At 42.1% G+C, this 20,959-nt stretch carries 23 protein-coding genes; 8 read left to right on the forward strand and 15 right to left on the reverse strand.

Annotation, left to right across the window (positions count from 1 at the left end):
* Positions 1-22: 22 nt before the first annotated feature.
* Entirely contained in the window at positions 23-1,123 is a 1,101-nt protein-coding gene (gene aroC / locus J8M00_RS07270; RefSeq protein WP_211009648.1) for a chorismate synthase, read from the reverse strand.
* A 154-nt stretch (positions 1,124-1,277) separates the two neighbouring features.
* Positions 1,278-2,213, reverse strand: a complete 936-nt coding sequence (prmB, locus tag J8M00_RS07275; RefSeq protein WP_211009649.1) for a 50S ribosomal protein L3 N(5)-glutamine methyltransferase — start codon at positions 2,211-2,213, stop codon at positions 1,278-1,280.
* Positions 2,214-2,296: 83 nt separating this feature from the next.
* On the opposite strand from prmB, the gene smrB reads away from it, so the two are divergent.
* The 3 genes from smrB (at position 2,297) to J8M00_RS07290 (ending at position 4,240) form a co-directional block, all read left to right on the forward strand.
* On the forward strand, positions 2,297-2,851 hold the full coding sequence (gene smrB, locus J8M00_RS07280) for an endonuclease SmrB (RefSeq protein ID WP_023398645.1): 555 nt from the start codon (positions 2,297-2,299) through the stop codon (positions 2,849-2,851).
* Positions 2,852-3,020: 169 nt separating this feature from the next.
* Positions 3,021-3,821, forward strand: coding sequence for a response regulator (locus J8M00_RS07285; RefSeq protein WP_211009650.1), 801 nt, complete (start codon positions 3,021-3,023; stop codon positions 3,819-3,821).
* A gap of 173 nt (positions 3,822-3,994) precedes the next feature.
* The gene (locus tag J8M00_RS07290) at positions 3,995-4,240 is read left to right on the forward strand and encodes a hypothetical protein (RefSeq protein WP_211009651.1); all 246 of its coding nucleotides are present in this window, start codon (positions 3,995-3,997) and stop codon (positions 4,238-4,240) included.
* 194 nt (positions 4,241-4,434) lie between these two features.
* Here J8M00_RS07290 and J8M00_RS07295 read toward each other — a convergent pair whose 3' ends face one another.
* Both J8M00_RS07295 and fadR read right to left on the reverse strand, forming a co-directional pair.
* Complete coding sequence (locus tag J8M00_RS07295) at positions 4,435-5,040, reverse strand: peroxiredoxin C (RefSeq protein ID WP_211009652.1); 606 nt, start codon at positions 5,038-5,040, stop codon at positions 4,435-4,437.
* Positions 5,041-5,266: 226 nt separating this feature from the next.
* Positions 5,267-5,980: a fatty acid metabolism transcriptional regulator FadR gene (gene fadR / locus J8M00_RS07300; protein WP_211009653.1), complete on the reverse strand. Its 714-nt coding sequence runs from the start codon at positions 5,978-5,980 to the stop codon at positions 5,267-5,269.
* A gap of 445 nt (positions 5,981-6,425) precedes the next feature.
* Here fadR and dsbB point away from each other — a divergent pair, with 445 nt between their 5' ends.
* Together dsbB and J8M00_RS07310 are read left to right on the forward strand one after the other, a co-directional pair.
* Positions 6,426-6,932 (forward strand): disulfide bond formation protein DsbB, encoded by a 507-nt coding sequence (gene dsbB, locus J8M00_RS07305; RefSeq protein ID WP_211009654.1) that lies wholly within the window; start codon positions 6,426-6,428, stop codon positions 6,930-6,932.
* A gap of 13 nt (positions 6,933-6,945) precedes the next feature.
* Positions 6,946-7,248: a hypothetical protein gene (locus J8M00_RS07310; RefSeq protein WP_211009655.1), complete on the forward strand. Its 303-nt coding sequence runs from the start codon at positions 6,946-6,948 to the stop codon at positions 7,246-7,248.
* Positions 7,249-7,266: 18 nt separating this feature from the next.
* Here the strand turns inward: J8M00_RS07310 and J8M00_RS07315 are convergent, their stop codons facing one another.
* The gene (locus J8M00_RS07315) at positions 7,267-7,560 is read right to left on the reverse strand and encodes a ComEA family DNA-binding protein (protein ID WP_211009656.1); all 294 of its coding nucleotides are present in this window, start codon (positions 7,558-7,560) and stop codon (positions 7,267-7,269) included.
* Between the two features lie 213 nt (positions 7,561-7,773).
* Here J8M00_RS07315 and J8M00_RS07320 point away from each other — a divergent pair, with 213 nt between their 5' ends.
* Entirely contained in the window at positions 7,774-8,100 is a 327-nt protein-coding gene (locus J8M00_RS07320) for a YebG family protein (RefSeq protein WP_211009657.1), read from the forward strand.
* 99 nt (positions 8,101-8,199) lie between these two features.
* Here J8M00_RS07320 and J8M00_RS07325 read toward each other — a convergent pair whose 3' ends face one another.
* The 4 genes from J8M00_RS07325 to J8M00_RS07340 all read right to left on the reverse strand — a co-directional run bounded on the left by J8M00_RS07325 (position 8,200) and on the right by J8M00_RS07340 (position 12,334).
* Positions 8,200-9,393: an amino acid aminotransferase gene (locus tag J8M00_RS07325; RefSeq protein WP_211009658.1), complete on the reverse strand. Its 1,194-nt coding sequence runs from the start codon at positions 9,391-9,393 to the stop codon at positions 8,200-8,202.
* Positions 9,394-9,567: 174 nt separating this feature from the next.
* Complete coding sequence (locus J8M00_RS07330) at positions 9,568-10,227, reverse strand: GAF domain-containing protein (protein WP_211009659.1); 660 nt, start codon at positions 10,225-10,227, stop codon at positions 9,568-9,570.
* A gap of 137 nt (positions 10,228-10,364) precedes the next feature.
* A complete protein-coding gene (locus J8M00_RS07335; protein WP_211009660.1) occupies positions 10,365-12,014 on the reverse strand; it encodes an ATP-binding SpoIIE family protein phosphatase in 1,650 nt (549 codons plus the stop codon).
* Between the two features lie 14 nt (positions 12,015-12,028).
* On the reverse strand, positions 12,029-12,334 hold the full coding sequence (locus tag J8M00_RS07340; RefSeq protein ID WP_023398632.1) for an STAS domain-containing protein: 306 nt from the start codon (positions 12,332-12,334) through the stop codon (positions 12,029-12,031).
* Between the two features lie 145 nt (positions 12,335-12,479).
* Between J8M00_RS07340 and J8M00_RS07345 the strand changes: the two genes are divergently transcribed.
* Positions 12,480-12,809, forward strand: coding sequence for a stress response translation initiation inhibitor YciH (locus J8M00_RS07345; RefSeq protein WP_211009661.1), 330 nt, complete (start codon positions 12,480-12,482; stop codon positions 12,807-12,809).
* On the opposite strand, the gene J8M00_RS07350 is transcribed toward J8M00_RS07345, so the two are convergent.
* Entirely contained in the window at positions 12,806-15,784 is a 2,979-nt protein-coding gene (locus J8M00_RS07350) for an EAL domain-containing protein (RefSeq protein ID WP_211009662.1), read from the reverse strand. The two genes, J8M00_RS07345 and J8M00_RS07350, sit on opposite strands and share 4 nt — an antisense overlap.
* A 310-nt stretch (positions 15,785-16,094) precedes the next feature.
* Here J8M00_RS07350 and pheA point away from each other — a divergent pair, with 310 nt between their 5' ends.
* Positions 16,095-17,249, forward strand: coding sequence for a prephenate dehydratase (gene pheA / locus J8M00_RS07355; RefSeq protein ID WP_211009663.1), 1,155 nt, complete (start codon positions 16,095-16,097; stop codon positions 17,247-17,249).
* Between the two features lie 101 nt (positions 17,250-17,350).
* On the opposite strand, the gene tyrA is transcribed toward pheA, so the two are convergent.
* The 5 genes from tyrA to rpsP all read right to left on the reverse strand — a co-directional run bounded on the left by tyrA (position 17,351) and on the right by rpsP (position 20,711).
* Positions 17,351-18,496 (reverse strand): bifunctional chorismate mutase/prephenate dehydrogenase, encoded by a 1,146-nt coding sequence (gene tyrA, locus J8M00_RS07360; protein ID WP_211009664.1) that lies wholly within the window; start codon positions 18,494-18,496, stop codon positions 17,351-17,353.
* 258 nt (positions 18,497-18,754) lie between these two features.
* Entirely contained in the window at positions 18,755-19,114 is a 360-nt protein-coding gene (rplS, locus tag J8M00_RS07365) for a 50S ribosomal protein L19 (protein WP_023398627.1), read from the reverse strand.
* A gap of 33 nt (positions 19,115-19,147) precedes the next feature.
* Positions 19,148-19,912, reverse strand: coding sequence for a tRNA (guanosine(37)-N1)-methyltransferase TrmD (gene trmD / locus J8M00_RS07370; protein ID WP_211009665.1), 765 nt, complete (start codon positions 19,910-19,912; stop codon positions 19,148-19,150).
* A complete protein-coding gene (rimM, locus tag J8M00_RS07375; RefSeq protein WP_023398625.1) occupies positions 19,912-20,445 on the reverse strand; it encodes a ribosome maturation factor RimM in 534 nt (177 codons plus the stop codon). The genes trmD and rimM overlap by 1 nt, the downstream gene beginning before the upstream one ends.
* A 17-nt stretch (positions 20,446-20,462) precedes the next feature.
* Positions 20,463-20,711 (reverse strand): 30S ribosomal protein S16, encoded by a 249-nt coding sequence (rpsP, locus tag J8M00_RS07380; RefSeq protein WP_023398624.1) that lies wholly within the window; start codon positions 20,709-20,711, stop codon positions 20,463-20,465.
* Positions 20,712-20,959 lie beyond the last annotated feature (248 nt).

Consider the following 20,959-nt stretch of genomic DNA (forward strand, 5'->3'; position numbering starts at 1 on the left):
AGGCACCAAATGGTGCCTTTTCTTATTTTACTTGAGCAGGAATTGGTCCTTGAGGAACTTCAACATGCGGGTTTTGTCCACGCTGCCTCAGTAGGTGGTCCATAATTGTGATAGCCATCATGGCTTCAGCAATGGGGATCGCCCGAATACCTACGCAGGGATCATGACGGCCTTTGGTGATCATTTCCACAGACTCGTTCGCGGTATTGATACTCTGGCCTGGCACTGTAATGCTTGATGTTGGCTTTAAGGCAATAGAAGCGATGATGTCTTGCCCTGTAGATATACCCGCAAGCACACCACCGGCATGATTACTAACAAAACCTTCAGGCGTCAGCTCATCTCGATGCTCAGAACCCTTTTGCTCGACTACGTCAAAACCATCACCAATCTCGACGCCTTTCACCGCGTTAATGCTCATTAATGAATGCGCAAGTTCGGCATCCAGTCTATCAAAAACAGGTTCGCCAAGGCCTACAGGGACATTTTTAGCAACTACTTTGACTTTAGCACCGATTGAGTCGCCCTGTTTTTTAAGGTCTCTCATATACTCATCAAGTGCGTCTAACTTGCTTTCATCGGGGAAGAAAAAAGCGTTTTGCTCAACACTATCCCAATTATAAGATTCAGCTTTAATCGGTCCTAGTTGAGACAAACATGCTCGAATTTCAATACCATGAACTTGCTTTAAGTACTTTTTAGCAATACCGCCCGCAGCTACACGAATAGCCGTTTCACGTGCAGATGAGCGGCCCCCACCACGATAGTCACGATGCCCGTATTTATGCCAATAGGTATAGTCACCGTGACCAGGACGAAATACATCCATGATCTTGCTGTAATCTTTTGAGCGTTGATCGGTATTCTCAATCAACAATCCAATACTAGTTCCTGTGGTTTTTCCCTCGAATACTCCGGATAATATTTTAATTTCATCCCCTTCACGACGCTGTGTCGTGTAGCGGCTTTGTCCGGGTTTCCTTCTGTCTAGATCAACCTGTAAATCTGCCTCATTGATTTCAAGCCCTGCCGGTACACCATCGACAACACCACCAAGTGCTGTACCATGACTTTCACCGAATGTCGTGACCCGAAACAACTGGCCTATGCTATTGCCTGCCATTAACTTTCCTCATTCCTCGTTACGGTTTTGGTTCATCTGAACCTATGTGGGGTAAACATCCCCCGAATATTCGACAAATTTCTCTGCGCATCTCCCTTTGCCGTACCAAACCAACAATGGATATCGTCCACGGTCAAGCAATGTACCGCAAAGGTTAATCGTTAAAATAGGCAACCAACTCTTGTTTACTGATCATAAACACGCCTAAACCGCCGTGTTCAAACTCGAGCCAAGTAAATGGTGCACCTGGATATAATGCTTCCATATGTACCATAGAATTACCCACCTCGACAAATAGAATACCACTCTCCGTTAAGTGTTCAGCCGCATCTCGGAGCAATATACGTGTAACATCGAGACCATCATCGCCAGATGCAAGCCCTAATTCTGGCTCATGGTGGAATTCATCTGGTAAATCGGCCATATCTTCGGCGTCAACATAAGGTGGATTTGCGACAATCAAATCGTATTTCTGACCCGGCACACCACTAAAGACGTCTGATTGAATTGCAAATACACGATCATCCATCATATGATCGTTAATATTCATCTCGGCTACGGCTAACGCATCAAATGAAATATCTACCGCATCTACTTGTGCATTTTCAAAGTATTTTGCCAAAGCAATCGCAATACACGCCGAGCCTGTGCACATATCTAAAATGCGAGTTACCTCTTCAGGTGCTTGTACCCAAGGTTGAAACTGCTTTGTAATTAACTCTGCAAATGGTGATCGAGGCACCAATACTCGCTCATCCACATAAAAAGGCATACCTGCAAACCACGCTTGATTTGTTAAATAAGGCACTGGAATTCGCTGTTCAATGCGAAGCTTTATCACCTCAACTAAACGCCTTTTCTCCGTACCTGTTAGTCGGGCCTGCATTAAATCTTTAGGTGAATCAATAGGTAGATTAAGGGTAGGTAAGAGTAAATTCACCGCTTCATCCCAAGGGTTATCGGTACCGTGACCAAAAAATAGTCCACTTGAAACAAACTGGCTTGCAGTCCAACGCAGCCAATCTTGTATCGTTACCAAATCTTCATAAGCCTCTTGGGCGATTTCGTTGGTTATTGATAATTCACTCATGATAATTCTCACACTATGTAGATAGCGGCATTGTAGCGGTTTTTAGGCTAGGTTTTTATGCTTTTTTTATTTAAAATACGTAAATGACTAGAGAATACCCTGAAGTAGCTATGGCCTCTGACGACTTTGACTTATTCCGCGATGCGATTTCCGGAACACAACCACTTAAACAAGACACCGTGGTACACAAACAGAAAGCAACGCGCTTCAAAGGCGAAGTAATTGCAGAACAAAAAAAGCAGCATCAAGCCGAGTTCTACTTTTCCGACGAATACGTGCCCGATATTGATACCAACGGAACCGTTAACTACGTCAGGCCTGGTGCTGATAAATACCTTGCAAAACAGCTCAGACGTGGGGATTACGCGCCCGAATTGATCTTAGATATGCACGGTATGAATAAAGAAACAGCTAAAGATGAACTCGCAGCTCTCATTCATGCATGTAAAAAACAGCACGTCAGCTGCGCATGCATTGTACATGGCATAGGTGAGCGTATTCTAAAACACAAAGTTCCACATTATTTAGTCCAACACCCCGACATTCTTGCGATGCATCAAGCTCCACTGGAATATGGTGGAAAAGGGGCGATTTTAATCTTGGTTGATTTGCCACAAAATTTAGAGTTTCGTAGATAATCGTTAACAACTATTAACGCAGTTACTCAACCAAGCTAGCCTGAGATTTACAAATAAGCTATATTAGCTGAACAATACGAAGTCAGCGGGAAGGTTGTACCCACAACGGGTGCTACATAAAAACGCGGGCCTTGTACATTTAGTTTCTGCTACTACCCTCAGGCTTAAAATGAACGATTTACTCAGTACAGATTTGACGATATTACTCGTCGAACCTTCAGTTACCCAAAGAAAGATTATTGCCCATGAGCTCCAACAAGAAGGCGTGCAAAATATTGATTTTGCTGACTCTGTTAGCACAGCAATTGACGCATTGAACCAAAACCTCCCCGACTTGATCATCTCTACCCTGTACCTTGCTGACGGAGATGCACTTAAATTACTCGACCACGTGCACACACATTTTAGCGATCATCAGCTGCCCTTTATGTTGGTCTCAAGTGAAACTCGCAGACAGCAGCTTGAGGCATACAAACAATCTGGAGTGGTTGCAATTCTACCTAAGCCATTTACAAAGGAGCATTTAGGCAAAGCAATCAATGCAACGCTTGATTTGTTGTCGCCACAGGAACTTGAGCTTGAGCTATATGATATTCAAGATTTGAGAATTTTGGTGGTAGATGACTCCAAGTTGGCCCGCAACCACATACAACGGGTTTTGCAAAACTTGGGCGCAACACGGATCAGCGAAGCAGAGAATGGCGCGCAGGCATTAGAGGTATTACAGCAGAGCATGTTCGACCTCATAGTAACAGACTACAATATGCCAGAAGTAAATGGACAAGAACTTACTGAAGCCATTCGCCGCTCAGACGAGCATGCCCACGTTCCTGTACTCATGGTGACTTCTGAAGCAAACGAGACACACCTTGCCAACGTCGCACAATCAGGTGTCAATGCTATGTGTGATAAACCATTTGAGCCAAATATCGTTAAACAGCTCATTTATCAAATGCTTGAACAAAATTAACTATATATTAGTTATTTTAACCACTTCCCTTGGCCAAAAACACCAAATTGATTTTTGGCCAATTAGATCACAAATTTAAAATCACAATAAAATCAAACGCTTAAAATAAAGATTCAAGCTGGCACAACCTTTGTAATAGTTATTACGTCTAAACAATCAAAGGGAACAACGCCATGAACTTATTTACTAAATTACTAACTACCAGCCTTTTCATTGGAATATCTGCGTCAGCAAATGCGAACACCATGACCAGTGATATGCTAAGTGATGTACAAAATCGAGTGAGTGAGAATATTCAATCGAGCCTAGTTGAGTTAAAGCTTAATACTAAAAAGGCACTAGTAGATAGTTTCATCCGTACAAATAAGGACATTAAAACCACTCAACCTGAAACTGAGCAGGTTCAAAAGGAAAACTAATATGTTTAGTGAAGTAACATTGATTAGCTTATTAGCGATGCCAGTAGTGAGCTTATTGCTGGCTTATTTTTCAATAGAAACCATTAAGATGATCAGTCATAAATGGTTTGCGGAGAGAACTTGATGAAGTGGTTATTGACGAAGACAAAAAACCCGCACAAGGCGGGTTTTTAAACGATGGACGCAAATGCTAATTATAGCTCGCCTTCGTTTTCAGATAGGAACTTAGCAACACCTTCAGGGCTTGCGTCCATACCTGATTTACCTTCAGTCCAACCTGCAGGACAAACTTCACCGTGCTCTTCGTGGAACGCTAGTGCGTCAACCATGCGAAGCATTTCATCGATGTTACGACCTAGAGGTAGATCGTTAACTACTTGGTGACGAACGTTACCTTCAGCGTCAATTAGGAAAGAACCACGGAAAGCAACACCAGCTTCTGGGTGCTCAACGTCGTATGCTTGACAGATTTCGTGCTTAACGTCAGCAACTAGGTCATATTTAACTGGACCGATACCGCCTTCGTTTACTGGTGTGTTACGCCATGCGTTGTGTGAGAATTGAGAATCGATAGAAACACCGATAACTTCAACGCCACGCTTTTGGAATTCTTCGAAACGCTTGTCGAACGCGATAAGCTCTGAAGGACAAACAAAAGTGAAGTCTAGTGGGTAAAAGAATACAACCGCTTTTTTACCTTTGATACGCTCATGTAGATTATAGCTATCTACGATTTCACCATTACCTAGTACTGCTGCTGCTGTAAAGTCAGGAGCCTGACGGCCAACTAATACACCCATTGTTTTCTCCAAATAGTTAGGTTTAGTTCCAATATACAAATCATTTTGTAATTTGATTCTAATTATTGAGGCGCTGTTTAAGAAAAACAACCCCTTGAAAAAATTTGCCTAAGTTTATTCAGCTCTGGAGAAAAATAACAATCGAATTATCCGATAGGTACAATCTAAAAATTCGATGAGGTTAAACTTTAGACATAAAAAAGCCCCTTGCGGGGCTTTTTCTGAATTAGTCCATAATATCATTTGGCATATCTGCACGTATATGCTGCCAAAGTTCACCTGACTGATGACCATATTTACGTATCAGTGATATCGCGCGATCATGATCGCCCTGCTGAGCAAGTTCTGTTAGATCGCGATAAAACTCTCTGGTGATTTTTCGAATTTTTGGCTCTGAAAAGTAATGACAGCCGATTTTCGAGTACAAACCTCTAAAGCCATTCAGAATAAGGACATAAATTTTATTCCCACCAGCAATGGCAAGCTGATGATGCACTTGATAATCATAGTCCGCAAAGGCTTCTGCTGTATCTGGTAACTCTGCGTATTGCGCTAGTATTTCGATCACTTTTTCTGGGTTCAGCTTGATCGCCGCACGTGTATAGATAGCACTAATGTTGGTTCTGGCTGACAACAACTGATCTGTCAACTCAGGGACTTTGTCTTCATCAAGTCGAGCCAGAGCTTCTAGAATATTAAGGCCTGACGTTTCCCAAAAATTATTAACTCTGGTTGGCTTACCATGTTGGATTGTTAGCCATCCATCACGGGCCAATCGCTGTAAAACTTCTCTTAAGGTTGTGCGAGTCACACCGATTAGCTCTGATAGTTCACGCTCAGCCGGTAAAATAGACCCTGGTGGAAACTCTCCATTCCAAATCGATTCAACTATATATTCCTCAGCGAATCCCGCTGGGCTCTTGGCTTTAAAAATTCTCATTTAGCACCACTTAATTTACAACCTAAGGCCAGATACATTCAACGCAAGCGACTCTCGAAAGCAGGCGGAGCATGATACTGCAACTCGTTAATCTACTGATTGTACCAGATGGATATAAAGTAACAAGCGCAACTGCAAATTGATGATGTCGTTATTGACAATTATCACCCTAAAGCACTCGTCTACTTTCCATGAGAGTGCACTTCCTGCTTTTACCAGCATACATCACCACAATGAAACCCCTGTTACAAAGTAACTCGTACTTAAAGTCAATCCAAATAAAAATGGGAACTTAATGACAAGCCCACAGCCTAACTCTCTGCATTTACAGCGATATAAGTACATGAATTAGTATCGCATAGCTTTTTTAAGGCGATGCAAATCGTAAATATCTTGATGCCTTAACACTAGATAGCCATAATAGCGACCAAAAAAGGAGACATACATGTTTGATAGACTCGCGAGCTTTTCTCGTTCCACCACAGCTTGGGCCCTTCTGTTTATGAGTGCATTTACTCTTGAGGTTGTCGCTCTTTACTTTCAGTATGCTATGGGTTTAGAACCTTGCGTGATGTGTATCTATCAACGTACAGCTATGTTAGGCGTTATGATTGCTGCTTTGATTGGCCTGTGTAGCAAAGGTAACTACATAGTCCGGCTCGTGGCGACAGCTGGTTGGGGTGTTTCCTCTATTTGGGGCTGGCTGCTCGCACGTGAACACATCTCTATGCAAACCACGACTGATCCTTTTGCCTTTACGTGTGCCTTTGAACCAGATTTTCCAGTTCCTTTGCACGAATGGATCCCATCGTTTTTCGCTGTGACAGGCAGCTGCTCTAGTATAGACTGGTCGTTTGCTGGTTTATCAATGCCTGGCTGGATGGCTGTGGTATTTGCAGTGTATGCGATTAGCTTTCTAATCTTTGCGCCATTGATTATTTTTAAGAAGTAAATTTGAGAGAAATATGATTTTTAGACTGAGTCAGGTTACTGAACTTTCAACCCTGTCGTTACGTGACAAACAGAAAGTTAAAGCAATTGCATTGTCGATGTTGTCGGCGAAAAGTAAGGTATTTTTAGCAGTATGTAAGCTGACATTGTTAACACCTCTTTTTATGGCATTGGCATACTTTGAAGGATGGGCACTGTTACCTGTACTTTTAGTAGCGGGCCTCGCTTACCCACTGCTCACTGCGCCAATCGAAATACAGTTTGCGTTAAAAAATATAGACCAAGCGCTTGAACAGTTTAAGCAGAGCCAAACATAGGCTCTGCGAGGTACTGACTTACTCAAATACGACGTGAGCTTTTAGCTTTTCAATTAGGCCCTTGCCTATCCCCTTCACTCTCTCTAATTCCTGCACATCCACAAATCTACCATTTTGCTCCCTAGACAAGACAATTGCCTGCGCTTTTGCCTCACCAATCCCGGGTAGCTGGATCAGCTCGTTAACTTGCGCTGTGTTTACATTTACAACCAATGGCGCTTGTTCAGACGGGTTTACATCTTGTGCCTGAACCAAATTACTCAACAAAAGTACCGCTACTATAAGTCCAAGAATCCATGTATGTCTTCGCATTTAATTTTCCTTAAAATTTTATGAAACTAACACTGCTTAAAAATACTTAATAAGCTATCTAACCATAAGATTTAACGATTACTTTTGTAAAATACTTACTAATATTTTCATTGTGTTTTTTTCATATGGATCGTCTAATGAAGTGCCTTTAAGTTGCATTAATAACAAATACAGTTTACTGTATAAAAAAACAGTGTTTTATGGAGGGTCATCATGGCTGTTATAGTAAAGTATGTGGTTGAAAGAAACGGAGTAGAGCGAATGACATTTACTAGCAAAAAAGAGGCGGATGCCTACGATAAAATGCTGGATGTTGCAGAAGCGCTTGAAGCAATGCTAGATAAGGTTGATGTACCACTTAGCGAGCAACAAGTTGAATCACTTGCTCTAGAAATGGCAAAGTATAAAGACGATTTTATTTCTGTACTCAAAGGCAGTAAACCATCAGCAGAAAAAGACAATAAAAAGACGTCCAAGAAAGCCGAAGAAGTTACTGACGAAGCCGCCGAAGATAAGGTCACTGCTATTAAGCAAGCATAATTCTATATTACCTTTACTGGCTTATTCGTTCCAAAAACGCAAAAACGCCGCACTATTGATATAGTTCGGCGTTTTAGTTTTATATAATCGTCGTAGCGATTATTTTAAAACAGCAGCCACTGCATCAGCAAAGTAATCAATATTGCTTTGGCTGATACCCGCAACATTTACGCGGCTAGAACCCACGATATAGATTGAGTACTCCTCACGTAGGCGGTTAATTTGCTCTTTATTAATACCTAAGAATGAGAACATACCGTGCTGACGCTCAATGAATGAGAAATCATGTCCAGTATTTCTCTGCGCTAAGCTATCCTTCACAAGACTACGTAAACCGTTAATACGATCACGCATTTCAGCAAGCTCTTGATGCCACTCTTGCGTTAGCTCATCACTTGAAAGGATCGTATTTACAATATCGGCACCGTGTGCCGGTGGCATTGAGTAGATACTACGTACTACGCTCAATAAAACTGAGTTAGCAACATCTGCATTTGCTGCATCTTTAGAAATAACAGAACATGCGCCGATACGCTCACGGTAAAGACCAAAGTTTTTAGAGCATGAAGAACAAATGATCATCTCTTCCACTGTTTGAGCTAGCAAACGTAGACCGTTAGCATCTTCATCTAGGCTGGTACCAAAACCCTGGTAAGCAATGTCTACCAGTGGCGTAAAGCCAACTTCTTTTGCAAGATCCGCAAAAATTTGCCACTGTTCGGCATTCAGATCCATACCACTTGGGTTGTGACAACATGCATGAACTAAAACAACATCACCTTTTGGCACTTGCTTCAGCGTATCAATCATCTCGTCAAAAAGTAGCCCTTTATTCTCGTAGTCGTAGTAAGGGTATTCTTTTACAGTCAAGCCAGCAGCTTCAAATAGGCTAATATGGTTCGCCCAAGTTGGAGTAGTCACCCAAACCGTCGCATCTTTATTACAACGCTTGATGAACTCAGCAGCTACACGCAAAGAGCCTGTGCCTCCAGGAGTCTGCGCCGTACGCACACGATCGGCAAGTAATGTAGTGTGACTATTGCTTAGTAACAACTCTTCCATCTTAGCGCAAAAATCTAAGTTACCAGCTAACCCAATGTACGATTTTGTGGTTTCGTTTTCTAATCGAAATGCTTCTGCTTTTTTAACCGCTTTTAAAACCGGAGTAGCACCTTGCTCATCTTTATATACACCAACACCTAAATCTATCTTTTTAGGGTTATCGTCTTGCTTATAAGCTGCCATTAGGCCCAAAATTGGGTCTGTAGGAAGTGGTTTTAGTTCTGAAAACATGTGTATTTTTTTCCTATTAAAACTAGTACGCAAAAACACAAGGCCGCAAAAATTCGCTCAAGCGTATTCAAGCTCACCTTCATTTCTCTAAGTATTCAACTCGATAATACGTAGCAATCGTGGGGGTTATAGTTGCCATAATACTAACACAATTTAACGAGAACACGAGCCCTCTCACTCAGGAAGGTAATGTGTTATTTTCATGCAAGCGGCAACCAGTACAGATAAATTGTCAGGAGTAAAAAAGTCTTTACTAAATGCCTCTGCATCAATGATCCCTACACACTCAAAACTGTCGTTTAGCAATGGAATACAAACCTCGGCTTGAACTTTTGGATCACAGGTATAATACTCACCGCCTGTTGCAATATATTCGGGAATATCATTGATAATACGGGATTTCTCTGACAATACAGTTTGAATGTTATTTGAAGTCGCTGCGAATTGTTCATTTATGGGAAAGAGAGGACGACTTGGCGCACCATTGTAAGCCAATTTCAAGAGCTGATTTTCACCGTCTATTGATCTCGACTGATAGATACCAAACCAATCGACACCGGTTTTATAGGTAACAAACTCCACAATAGCTTGCAGTTTAGCTAGCAGCTCTGCGTTTTTGTCACTTTGTGAAATATAAGAATTCAATTCAAAAGGTGCTTCTTGTAGATGGCCAAACAAGCTACAGCTTCCTCCTTCGCCAAGCTCTGGAATTTGATAAGACCATACCGGTTTGGCTTGGTTACCTGCCAAAAATGCTTCAAGAGAGTCTAGTTGCAACTTCACCAATGAAGGTTCTACTGGGGTTATTGTTTTATCTAAGTATGCAGAAATCATTTAGCCATCCAAACATCTATATATCTAAACCAAATTTAACACGCAATTATGCCGTTGACTATAGGAAAGTGCATGTTTTTTATTTTGAGGGATAGTAGAAAGGAATAAGTTAAAAAAAATTTCAATGTCTCAGGCGACTAATCGAGGGAGTAAACAAGCTTTACTTCATTGCCAATTTGATTGTAGCTCACACTATCCGCAATCTCTGAGAGCAATTGAACACCACGCCCATGCTCATTAGATAGAGAATTGTCGTGTTGTACTTCTGGCTGCATAAATCCGCTACCAGAATCTTTAATATCAAAGGTAATCGAACGCTTCTCGGGAGAATAAGAGGCCGATATTTGAATCGATGCATTGTTCAGTTCAGCCAATGCCTCGGCTCGTTGGGTGTAATACTCTAAAAACCCATCTTCTTGGTTTTTCAGCTCAGAGCTTATCCCCAATACGCCATGGTCTAAAGAGTTATTGTATGCTTCCGACAATAACAGGAATATATTGGACCTGTGCGCATCCACTCCCTCAACATTGCTTAATACATTGACCACTTCCAATACAGGATCCGTTACTTTCATTTGCTGGGCGTCTAAAGAAACGGACACATCAAAGGGCAAACAAGAATAATGTGTTTCACTTGAACTCTCTACCTCGGCAGCCAAACAGTTAACGATTGCAATACTCAAGTCATCCTGTTGCTCCGCATGTTGAGCAAACCCTCTTACCGTGTCTATCACTTCCTGAGTGGTAATAGCATGTTTACTTTGCAAAGTATCGATGAAGCGCCCTTCACCAAACATTTCGCCATCTGGCCCTTCACTTTCGATGATCCCGTCGGTGGCCATCACCAACCGCGTGCCACGCTCTACCTCAAAGTGCAAAATGGTTCGCTCGAATTCCTCATCGTCCAAAATCCCCAGCGCCATGTGCTGTGACTCAACGGTTTTTAATACCTTACCCTGCTCATTGATCAAATAAATGTCTGGCAATCCACCCAACCAAGCAGAAATATTTTTACCTGAGCTACTCAGCTCAATAATCGCTGCGGCACAAAACATATGGCCAGGTAGCAAGGTATATAAAGAGCTGTTTAGCTCCGTTGCAATATCACCTACAGCCATTCCCTTTTGTACCATAGTGTAAAAAATCTTTGAGGCTGGCAGGGCCCCAACGGCAGCCGCTAAGCCGTGACCGGTAAAGTCGCCCAACAAACAATAAAAACCGCCAATAGGGCTTTTGGCCATTAAAAACATGTCGCCATTGAACATTGAGGCAGGAGAGAGATGAAAGTCGCACAGCGTATCAAACCTTTCTTGGCCTGACAGGGCATTTCTGAATATATGCTCTACAATTTCATGCTCTCTTTCAGTTTGATTGTAATGATATTGAAGCTGTTTCTTTTGTTCGTTTGCTTCTTTGCTAAGCTTTCTTGTACGGGCATGAGCACGAATTTTCGCAGAAAGAATAATTCTGTCAAAAGGCTTATGGATGAAATCATCCCCGCCAACTCGCAGACACTTTTCAAAACTTGCATGATCTTCAAGCGCGGTTATAAAAATAATAGGTAAGTACACATCCCCTGCGTACTCCTTGATCTTAGGTGCCGTTTCAAACCCGTTCATAACGGGCATCATGACATCAAGCAATACAATATCTACCTCGTGCTGCTGCAGTAAGTCCAGCGCTTCTTGCCCATTGTTTGCAACTAATACATCATAGTGTTGTTGCTCTAACATGGCAGTGAGCAATCGGCAGTTAAGAGGCTGATCATCAACCACTAAAATAAGCATTCGACTGAACTCAGTTAGTCAATTTCAAACTTTTTATCAAACCGAGATATTTGTAAAATCTTTTTTAACTGTGGTCGACAGTTGCTGATCTGTATGCTTCCGACAGAGTCACCAAGAGTCTTTTTCATATTTAATAGCATGCCTAAAGCCGAGCTATCCATGTAGTCCGTATCACGTAAATCTACAACTACTTTTTCTGTTTCGGCGTTCACCTCTGCATAGGCTTGGCGAAATGATTGTACTAAATTAAAGTCAAACTTCCCTTTAATCTGAATTGTTAAGGTCTTTCCGTCGGCTGAAGCATTTTTGCTCAGGCTCATTGCAAGCTCCTACTTTGAATTTGGTATTGTTATCCATCTTTATGTTTTAAATATAATCGTATTACGTAATTTCGCCAAAAAAATATAACAGCACAAAACACTTTTTGTTAGTATCCAAGGTGATAAAACTAGTTTGGAGTAAGCCATGTCAGAAGGTCGTTTAGTATATTCTACCGAGCTGGGAAGAATTAAACAGCAAGATGAACAACCGCAACAAGAAGTAAAGCTTTTTAAAGACGGCCACATTCGTATTGAACGTCAAACCAAAGGAAGAAAAGGTAAAGGCGTGATGCTGGTAGTCGGCATTGATCCTGAGCAGCATGATCTAAAAAAATTAGCTAAAGTACTGAAAAGTAAAATGGGGCAAGGTGGCGCTGTAAAGGATGGTGTGATTGAGATTCAAGGCGATGATCGTGAAAAGCTAAAAGGTCTATTAATTGCTCAAGGATTCAAAGTCAAAATAGCAGGGGGTTAATTCCCTGCTACTCTCATAATACTTGGCTCTTGAGCAAATACTTGTTGCTCTGTCAGCGGTGCGCTGTAGTAATAGCCTTGTACAATATGACAATTGTTCCGCTGTAAAAAAGCGACTTGCTCTGCTGTTTCCACCCCTTCAGCAACCACCTTCATACTTAGCTTCTGCGCCATCGCAATGATTGCAGCAGTAATTTCCATGTCATTACTATCTTCTGGTATATCCTTTACAAAAGATCTATCCACTTTGAGTACATCGACAGGGAAACGCTTTAGATAACTGAGTGACGAGTAGCCTGTTCCAAAATCATCAATTGATAGAGATACACCTAATTTTTTCATCTCCTTGAGCTGTTCTATTGCTGCCTCAACATCACCCATTAACATACTTTCTGTCAACTCAAGGTGAAGCATTGAAGGTGGTAGGCCTACTTCATCCAATGTGTGAGAAATCGTCTCTATTAGATTTGCATCCTTAAACTGTCTCGCAGACAAATTAATAGAAATATCCGCAGTATACCCTTTTGATTTGAGCACAGATGAGAATCGACAAGCTTCTTTCAAAACCCACGTACCTATTTCAACAATGAGTCCCGTCGCCTCCGCAATAGGGATAAACTTAGTCGGCGGGATCCCTCCTTCAGTTGGGTGGTTCCACCTAATTAACGCCTCATAGCCAACGATTTTCCCACTTCGACTATCTATTTGGGGTTGATACTGCAATGAAAATTGTTGGCTCTTAATCGCCTGTCGTAATTCATTTTCTATATGCAAGCGCTCATTCGCTGCCGCATTTAGCTCTTGAGAGTAAAAATGGAAGGTATTTCGCCCTTTAGCTTTGGCTTCATACATGGCCAAATCAGCGTGTTTTAATAATTGCTCTTCTTCTTGACTATCAAACGGTGCCAAAGTGATACCAATACTGGCACTGACAATGACCTCGTTGTTACCTAGCGAAATAGGTTGGCTCAGGGTTTTTTGTATAGTGTGTGCAACATCCATTGCGTTGTCTCGAGTGCTTATCCCACTTAACAACACAGCAAATTCGTCGCCACCTAGTCGAGCAATTGTGTCCTCAGCTCTTAATCGCTGTTTTAGTCTGTCGGCAACCTCTACGAGTAACCGATCTCCGGCATCATGGCCGAGTGTATCGTTAATACGTTTAAATTCATCGAGGTCAAAGTAAAATAGCGCAAACGCGTAGTGTCCACGAGAGGCCAATGCCATAGATTTACGCAGTTGCATGCGGAAAAATGTACGATTAGCTAAACCTGTTAAAGTGTCAAAATAGGCCAGCTCTTCCATCTTCCTTTGACTTTCTTTTACAAATGAAATGTCTTGTGCTGATGCGACATAACTTGAAATGCGTCCACCATTTTCCCGAATTGGAGAAATACTCAAACTCACCCAAATTTGATCATTGTTGCTACTTTGCAGCAAAGTATCACCACGCCAGTAGTTGCGACTTTTGAGGTCAAAATCTATATCATCGATTAAAATAGCCATCTCGCTAGAGATAATATCTAGCAGTGGCGCATCCAAAAAGTGAGATTCAGAAAACCCGGTCATTTCAACCATTTTTGGATTCACATATTCAATTTTGAATCGCTCATTGGTGATCACCACCCCGGTACCTGAAAAGGCAACCGCTTTGGATAACCGATTTGCCGCCTTCTCTGCAATTTCTTTTTCATTGATACGTTGATTCAATCCATTGACGAGTTTTTTTATATCGTCACTCATGTCATTGAATGACGCATTCAATAGACCAATTTCATCATCACTATCTGCGAGTTTTGGATGATCCCATTGACCTCTGCCAAAACTGATTAGCACTTTAACTAATTGATTAATACGCTTCAAAATCAAATGGTAAATGACTTGATGTAGTAGCATGGCGACAAAGCCAGCATAGAGAACAAACAAGCCGAAAAACTTGACCTTTAGTTCTTCAAGCGCGTGCAAAGCCGTATCTCGGCGCTTGTACATACCGACATACCAATCAAGTTCCCCTAAATGCATCACATTTGCGATATGGCCTGCTTTATCATGGACAAACTCATCTTGATAGCTAGGTAAGTTCACCTTAAGCGCAGTGTCTATAACGCGTTGTATTGGGCTCGGTAATACGTCTTTTGTTAACAGTTCGGAACGCTCGGTATCTTTGAGCAAGTTTGGCGCAGATATAATCCGGCCCTGTTTGTCAAAAATAATGTAACTTTGCTCTGCGGTCGGCTTTGGTAACCTAGAAAGTAAGGTTTCTAACTCTAAATCACTTCCTGTAAAGCCTCGATACACATCGCCTTCATATAGCGGAACTAAAATACTCACAACCCATTTGCTCCAAATTGGATCATGATGTACATCAGACCAAACAGCTTCTCTGGTAGGGTTTAACTCCTCTCGTAACAGCGGTTGAGCGTGAATATTAGCCTGTCTATTTTGTGCACTGTCCAACAGGACCGAGTTAGGTGGTGCTATTCGTACAAAGTTCTCTGTCGTGTAAATATAAAAATTGAAAAAATCTTGAAGTAAAATAGGTGACAGAATATTCCAAAGGTTTTCTGACTTTTGAAATAAAGCTTGATCGCTTTCACTTAAGGTCTCTTTCAAGATATAAGCTGCCGACATGCCATTAGCGGCAACGCTGTGCATTCTGCCATTGCTTGTAGTAAGGGGTAACTCGGTATTTAGCGGTATCTCTGTTGCTGATAGAAGCTTTTTTGAAACAACGGCATTAGTTTGTTGAGCAAGGCTCTTCTTAAGCTCTAAATAGTGAGAAAACTGCTGTAATACTTGCTCACTTAAGCCGTGTAATTGGACAAATTCAGCCTCAACAAGATGCTTTTCCTCAGATTTCAACATCAACGCGGCTGCAAATACACCAGCAATGACACACACAGCGGAAATTAAAATTGATAATTTCACACTTAGAGAATTAGCACCAAAACGCGAAGGAGGACGACGGTTGCCCACGATAAACCCTTTACCCTGTTATGTTTTTTTTCATATATTGACCTGAATATATCAGATCACGTAATTCGTAGCCAATGCAATTAGAGTATAATTTAAAATACCTAGTTGTAATTGGTTCAATATCTGTGTTAATAATACTGCCAATACTGATTTTTAGATACGAACAGATTATGAACTTTTTCACGCGCCGTTATTTTTTCTTTTTTAGCTTCTTTAGGTGAAGAGGCTTAACTGTTTGCGCGTAAAAACGAATAGCTAAGCCTCCCACCATCTGGGAGGCTTTTTTTTTGGCACAATGGGAGTGAGGACCATGACGCAAGATACTTTAGATGCATTGAGGACAGAGATTAATGAGATTGACTCTGAGTTATTAGTACTTTTGGCAAAGCGTAGACGTATTAGTCACGGGGTATTGGAGTATAAGATTAACAACAATAAACCGATCAGAGATGAAGAGCGAGAGCTTGCCCTATTAGAAAAGCTAATTCGATACGGTAAGTCTCTAGGGCTAGATCAATTTTACATCAACAATGTTTTTCAGGTAATTTTGGAAGACTCTGTACTCAATCAGCAGGCACTTCTGCAAAAAAGCTTGAACCCCGATACCGTCAATGATACTCATCGAGTTGCCTACCTAGGTGGACAAGGCTCATATAGTCAGTTGGCGTGTCACAAGTATTTTAGTCGCCGCCCTGGGAAAGTCGTTGAAATGGGCTGCCAGTCATTTGAAGATATCACCAATTCAGTTGAAAAAGGCAAGGCCGATTTTGGTATTTTACCAATCGAAAACACCAGCTCAGGCAGTATTAATGAAGTATTTGACTTAATGCAGCATGCTCAAGTCTCTATCGTTGGGGAAGTCACTCACAGTGTAGAGCACTGTCTACTCGCCAAATCCGGTATCGAGCTTAAAGATGTGAAAAAAATCTATGCCCACCCGCAACCCTTCGCACAGTGCAGCCGTTTCTTACAAAGCCTTGCAGACGTTACCCATGAAACATGTGACTCTACATCAAGTGCTATCAAGGCTGCTGCGGAGTGTGACCAAAGCGCGGCGATTGGCTCAGCACAAGCTGGACGTTCACAGGGCTTGGAAGTCATCAAAAGTGAACTTGCCAATCAAGCTGAAAACCACAGTCGCTTTATTGTAGTCGCAAGAAAACCGCTTCAGGTATCTACCCAAATTCCTACGAAAACCAGTCTTATCATGGCGACAAAACAGCATGTCGGTTCCCTTGCAGATGCATTGATGGTATTCAAAGAAAACAGCATTAACATGACAAAACTTGAATCGCGTCCTGTTCCTGGCAATCCGTGGGAAGAAGTCTTTTACGTAGACTTACAGGCAAATATTGCAGACCCTCAAGTGCAAAAAGCACTAGAAGCACTCAAAGAACATACTCAGACGGTCAGAATTTTAGGTTGCTACCAAAGTGAGTCACTCAAAGCAGTGGAACCTATCTGATGCTATAAGCCCAGCTATTGGGCTGGGCGCTCCTCCTAACTTAGTACGCACTGTCTCTTCAGAGTAATATGCGCTACCAATGTAGCGCATTAACGCACTGCTTATGAAGCTAGCTCGTCGAGCACTTTGGCATCATTAGCCTTATTTAAAATACCTCTACTCTGTGCTAAGAAGGTGTGGGCACTGTCAGAGAAATAGCTCTGCGCTTTATCAAACCCTTCTATCAATGCTTTTTTGTCACGTTGTTTCAAGTTTTGAAGTGTTTGTGCAAAGGTATCCTGATAGCTGGCGAGCAACCCTTCAACGTCGTCAAACTGAGCAAGCATTATATCGGCATATAACTCGGGGGACTGTGCAAATAAACGGCCAACCATCATCAACTCCAATTGATAGATAGGTGAAGAGCAACTGCGAAGCTCTTCCAGTGTGTGACACTGTTTTGCTAAAAACTGGCCATAAACAAATGTAGTCAAGTGCCGCATGACCTGAATGATTTGCATCGCTTGGTCGTGCTTTTTCGCTTCCATAGAGACAATATGACATCCCCAGATTTGAAGTTGCTTCAATAAACCATCATATGCGGCTTGATCTCGCCCGTGACAAGCTACCACAGTTTGCTTAACCCAGTGAGAGATATCTGGGCCAAACATTGGGTGTAGGCCAACCACAGGGCCCGGGTGTTTTTTGAGTAGGCTTTTAAGTGGGGCTTGCTTTACAGATGTAATATCCGCCAAAATGCATTCGGGATCCAGCGCAGGTAAATCTTCGATAACTTGTTCTAGACTATTTATAGGCACACTCACAAGCACGAGCTTTGCACCGGACAAAATATCTGCGGCATCTTCTTGATGGCCTTTATCGAGCACTTTAACTTCGTAACCTGAACGTCTAAACTGCTTCGCAAATAACTGACCCATTGCCCCCTCACCACCGACTATCACAATTGGCGAAAGCTCGGGTGCTGTACACGCTAATTTACTTTGCTGATTTTCGTATGCTTCACGCATCATTCTGCGCAAAATATCTTCCACCAACTCAGGGTTCACCCCCTTCTCTTGTGCTTGCTGACGACGTGCCGCGATTAAAACCGCTTCTCTGTCTGGAGCGTGCAGTGCTGCGCCCTGTTGCTGCTTAATTTGCCCAACCTGCTCTGTTAGTTTTCTGCGCTCAGCAAGCAAGCTAACCAGTTCACTATCACAGCGATCTATTTGGACACGCAGCTCATCTAGACTCAAATTATCTCTCATTCCCATACCGTAAACCTTAATTTACACCAGTAAATATTTAATTACACCTAGTCTAACAGGACGAATTTTATTAAGAAAGTAACATTTCGTTACTTCATGAAATTATAAGGTACAAACCAATGGGTTTTAAATTTACGTGTCAGTAGGTGAGTATTAAGACAAAAGATAGCAGACAATCAATGAATTGAAATATGAGGGGAGAAACCAAACAGGCCGCATAAAGCGGCCTGTTTGTTAAGCATAGGTAGTATGCGCGTATTAGTTAAGTTTCTCTTTAATACGTGCAGATTTACCAGAACGCTCGCGTAAGTAGTAAAGCTTAGCGCGACGAACCGCACCACGACGCTTAACTGTAACGCTGTCAACCAGTGGGCTGTGTGTTTGGAAAACACGTTCAACACCTTCACCGCTTGAGATCTTACGAACAGTGAAAGATGAATGAAGGCCACGGTTACGCTTAGCGATTACAACACCTTCAAAGGCCTGTAGACGCTCTTTGTTACCTTCTTTAACACGTACTTGAACAACAACTGTGTCACCAGCGCCGAACGCAGGTACGTCTGTTTTAAGCTGCTCTTCTTCAAGCGCTTTAATAATATTTTGGTTTACTTTTGCCATTTTATTTCTCACATTCCTAGGAGTAACTGTCTTCTAGCCACAAGCTTCATGTTCTTGCTGAAATTCAGCAAGGAGCTTTGCTTGCTCCTCAGTCAGAGCTAGGTTACGCAACAAGTCCGGACGGCGTAGCCAAGTCCTGCCTAATGACTGCTTTAAGCGCCATTTTGCAATTTCTTTGTGGTTCCCACTGAGTAATACAGCAGGGACCTGCTTTCCATCCAATATTTCAGGCCGAGTATAGTGAGGGCAATCTAACAGGCCATCCGAAAATGAGTCCTGCTCAGCAGACTGATTGTGACCAAGTACACCAGGCACTAATCGAGCAACTGCATCGATAAGCGTCATAGCGGGCAATTCGCCACCACTGAGAATAAAATCACCAACGGACCACTCTTCGTCTACATGAGACTCAATGATCCGTTCATCTATACCTTCATATCGACCCGCAACTAGAATCAATTTTTCAGACTGTGCTAATTCAGCAGCGCCTTTTTGATCCAGTTTGCGTCCCTGTGGAGACATATAAATTACTTTTGCGCCATCACCTGCTGCAGATTTTGCATCAAGTATGGCTTTTTCAAGCGGCTCTACCATCATCAACATACCTGGACCACCGCCATAAGGACGATCATCTACAGTACGATGTTTGTCAGTAGCATACGCTCTAGGGTTCCAACAATTGAACTCAATCAAGCCGTTTTTCACAGCTCGACCAGTTACACCTTGCTGAGTAACTGCATCAAACATTTCAGGGAACAGCGATACAACGCCTACCCATAGTTTTTGCTGATCACTCATTAAAATGCAGGATCCCAATCAACCGTAATTTCACGTTCATCATGCTTAACTTCAATAATGACAGAATCTGTCAAAAATGGAATTAAGCGCTCAGTCTGGCCAAATGCATCTTTTTTGTTTGCTTTCACAACCAAAACATCATTTGAGCCAGTCTCCATCAGGTCATCGACATGACCTAAGTTGTAACCTTTATTAGTTACAACCGTCATACCAATTAAGTCTCGCCAATAAAACTCCCCTTCAGGTAATTCAGGAAGCTGCTCACTATTAACGGCGATTTCAGCATTGGTATAAGCCATTGCTTCATCTCTATCGTTAATGTTTGCAAATTTAGCGATGAAACCCTTGTTGTGGCGACGCCAGTCGCTCACTTCAAGTGCTTGCCATTTACCTTGTTGCCCTATCAACCATGGGCTGAAATCGAAGATCCCTTGGGGATCATCAGTAAATGAATGCACCTTAAGCCAACCCTTAATACCATAAGGGGCACCTAATTTGCCGACAACAAGTGTCGAGGTGTTATCTTGACTCATGGTTACACTTACGCCTATTAAGCCGCTTTACGAGCGTCTTTAACTAACTTAGCTACGCGATCTGAAAGAGATGCGCCTTGACCTACCCAGTGATCAACACGAGCAAGATCTAGACGAATTTTTTCTTCCTGACCAGAAGCGATTGGGTTAAAGAAACCTACTTTCTCGATGAAACGACCGTCACGCGAGAAACGGCTATCCGCAACCACGATTTGATAGAATGGACGCTTTTTAGCGCCGCCACGTTGCAAACGAATAGTTACCATACCGTCCTCTACATAGATTGACTGTTTTCATTAATAAGATATAACTTCCCACTACGGGAAGCTGGGGAATTGTACGAGTTTTTCTCAACAATGCAAGCATGTTTTGGATTTAATTCTCAATCTTGACATACCTAGGTCAGTTTGGACCTAAAACGCACTCATTGTTTGGCTTCGCACACGCCAAAATAAAGAAACGGGTGCAGTTAAAAACACCCGTTTAAAAGCTCAAGCAAAGCATTAATTACTTT

The organism is Pseudoalteromonas luteoviolacea (genome assembly GCF_018100925.1).
GTDB classification, from domain to species: Bacteria; Pseudomonadota; Gammaproteobacteria; order Enterobacterales; family Alteromonadaceae; genus Pseudoalteromonas; species Pseudoalteromonas obscura.

What these genes read in the sequence shown, in the direction of transcription:
- rimM (WP_023398625.1), bottom strand. Translation starts at nt 20,445, where the DNA reads ATGAGTCAAGATAACACCTCGACACTTGTTGTCGGCAAATTAGGTGCC.
- fadR (WP_211009653.1), bottom strand. Translation starts at nt 5,980, where the DNA reads ATGAGAATTTTTAAAGCCAAGAGCCCAGCGGGATTCGCTGAGGAATAT.
- rpsP (WP_023398624.1), bottom strand. Translation starts at nt 20,711, where the DNA reads ATGGTAACTATTCGTTTGCAACGTGGCGGCGCTAAAAAGCGTCCATTC.
- J8M00_RS07325 (WP_211009658.1), bottom strand. Translation starts at nt 9,393, where the DNA reads ATGTTTTCAGAACTAAAACCACTTCCTACAGACCCAATTTTGGGCCTA.
- J8M00_RS07335 (WP_211009660.1), bottom strand. Translation starts at nt 12,014, where the DNA reads ATGCTTATTTTAGTGGTTGATGATCAGCCTCTTAACTGCCGATTGCTC.
- J8M00_RS07310 (WP_211009655.1), top strand. Translation starts at nt 6,946, where the DNA reads ATGATTTTTAGACTGAGTCAGGTTACTGAACTTTCAACCCTGTCGTTA.
- prmB (WP_211009649.1), bottom strand. Translation starts at nt 2,213, where the DNA reads ATGAGTGAATTATCAATAACCAACGAAATCGCCCAAGAGGCTTATGAA.
- tyrA (WP_211009664.1), bottom strand. Translation starts at nt 18,496, where the DNA reads ATGAGAGATAATTTGAGTCTAGATGAGCTGCGTGTCCAAATAGATCGC.
- J8M00_RS07330 (WP_211009659.1), bottom strand. Translation starts at nt 10,227, where the DNA reads ATGATTTCTGCATACTTAGATAAAACAATAACCCCAGTAGAACCTTCA.
- J8M00_RS07295 (WP_211009652.1), bottom strand. Translation starts at nt 5,040, where the DNA reads ATGGGTGTATTAGTTGGCCGTCAGGCTCCTGACTTTACAGCAGCAGCA.
- rplS (WP_023398627.1), bottom strand. Translation starts at nt 19,114, where the DNA reads ATGGCAAAAGTAAACCAAAATATTATTAAAGCGCTTGAAGAAGAGCAG.
- J8M00_RS07320 (WP_211009657.1), top strand. Translation starts at nt 7,774, where the DNA reads ATGGCTGTTATAGTAAAGTATGTGGTTGAAAGAAACGGAGTAGAGCGA.
- J8M00_RS07285 (WP_211009650.1), top strand. Translation starts at nt 3,021, where the DNA reads ATGAACGATTTACTCAGTACAGATTTGACGATATTACTCGTCGAACCT.
- smrB (WP_023398645.1), top strand. Translation starts at nt 2,297, where the DNA reads ATGACTAGAGAATACCCTGAAGTAGCTATGGCCTCTGACGACTTTGAC.
- J8M00_RS07345 (WP_211009661.1), top strand. Translation starts at nt 12,480, where the DNA reads ATGTCAGAAGGTCGTTTAGTATATTCTACCGAGCTGGGAAGAATTAAA.
- J8M00_RS07315 (WP_211009656.1), bottom strand. Translation starts at nt 7,560, where the DNA reads ATGCGAAGACATACATGGATTCTTGGACTTATAGTAGCGGTACTTTTG.
- J8M00_RS07290 (WP_211009651.1), top strand. Translation starts at nt 3,995, where the DNA reads ATGAACTTATTTACTAAATTACTAACTACCAGCCTTTTCATTGGAATA.
- dsbB (WP_211009654.1), top strand. Translation starts at nt 6,426, where the DNA reads ATGTTTGATAGACTCGCGAGCTTTTCTCGTTCCACCACAGCTTGGGCC.
- aroC (WP_211009648.1), bottom strand. Translation starts at nt 1,123, where the DNA reads ATGGCAGGCAATAGCATAGGCCAGTTGTTTCGGGTCACGACATTCGGT.
- trmD (WP_211009665.1), bottom strand. Translation starts at nt 19,912, where the DNA reads ATGAGTGATCAGCAAAAACTATGGGTAGGCGTTGTATCGCTGTTCCCT.
- J8M00_RS07340 (WP_023398632.1), bottom strand. Translation starts at nt 12,334, where the DNA reads ATGAGCCTGAGCAAAAATGCTTCAGCCGACGGAAAGACCTTAACAATT.
- pheA (WP_211009663.1), top strand. Translation starts at nt 16,095, where the DNA reads ATGACGCAAGATACTTTAGATGCATTGAGGACAGAGATTAATGAGATT.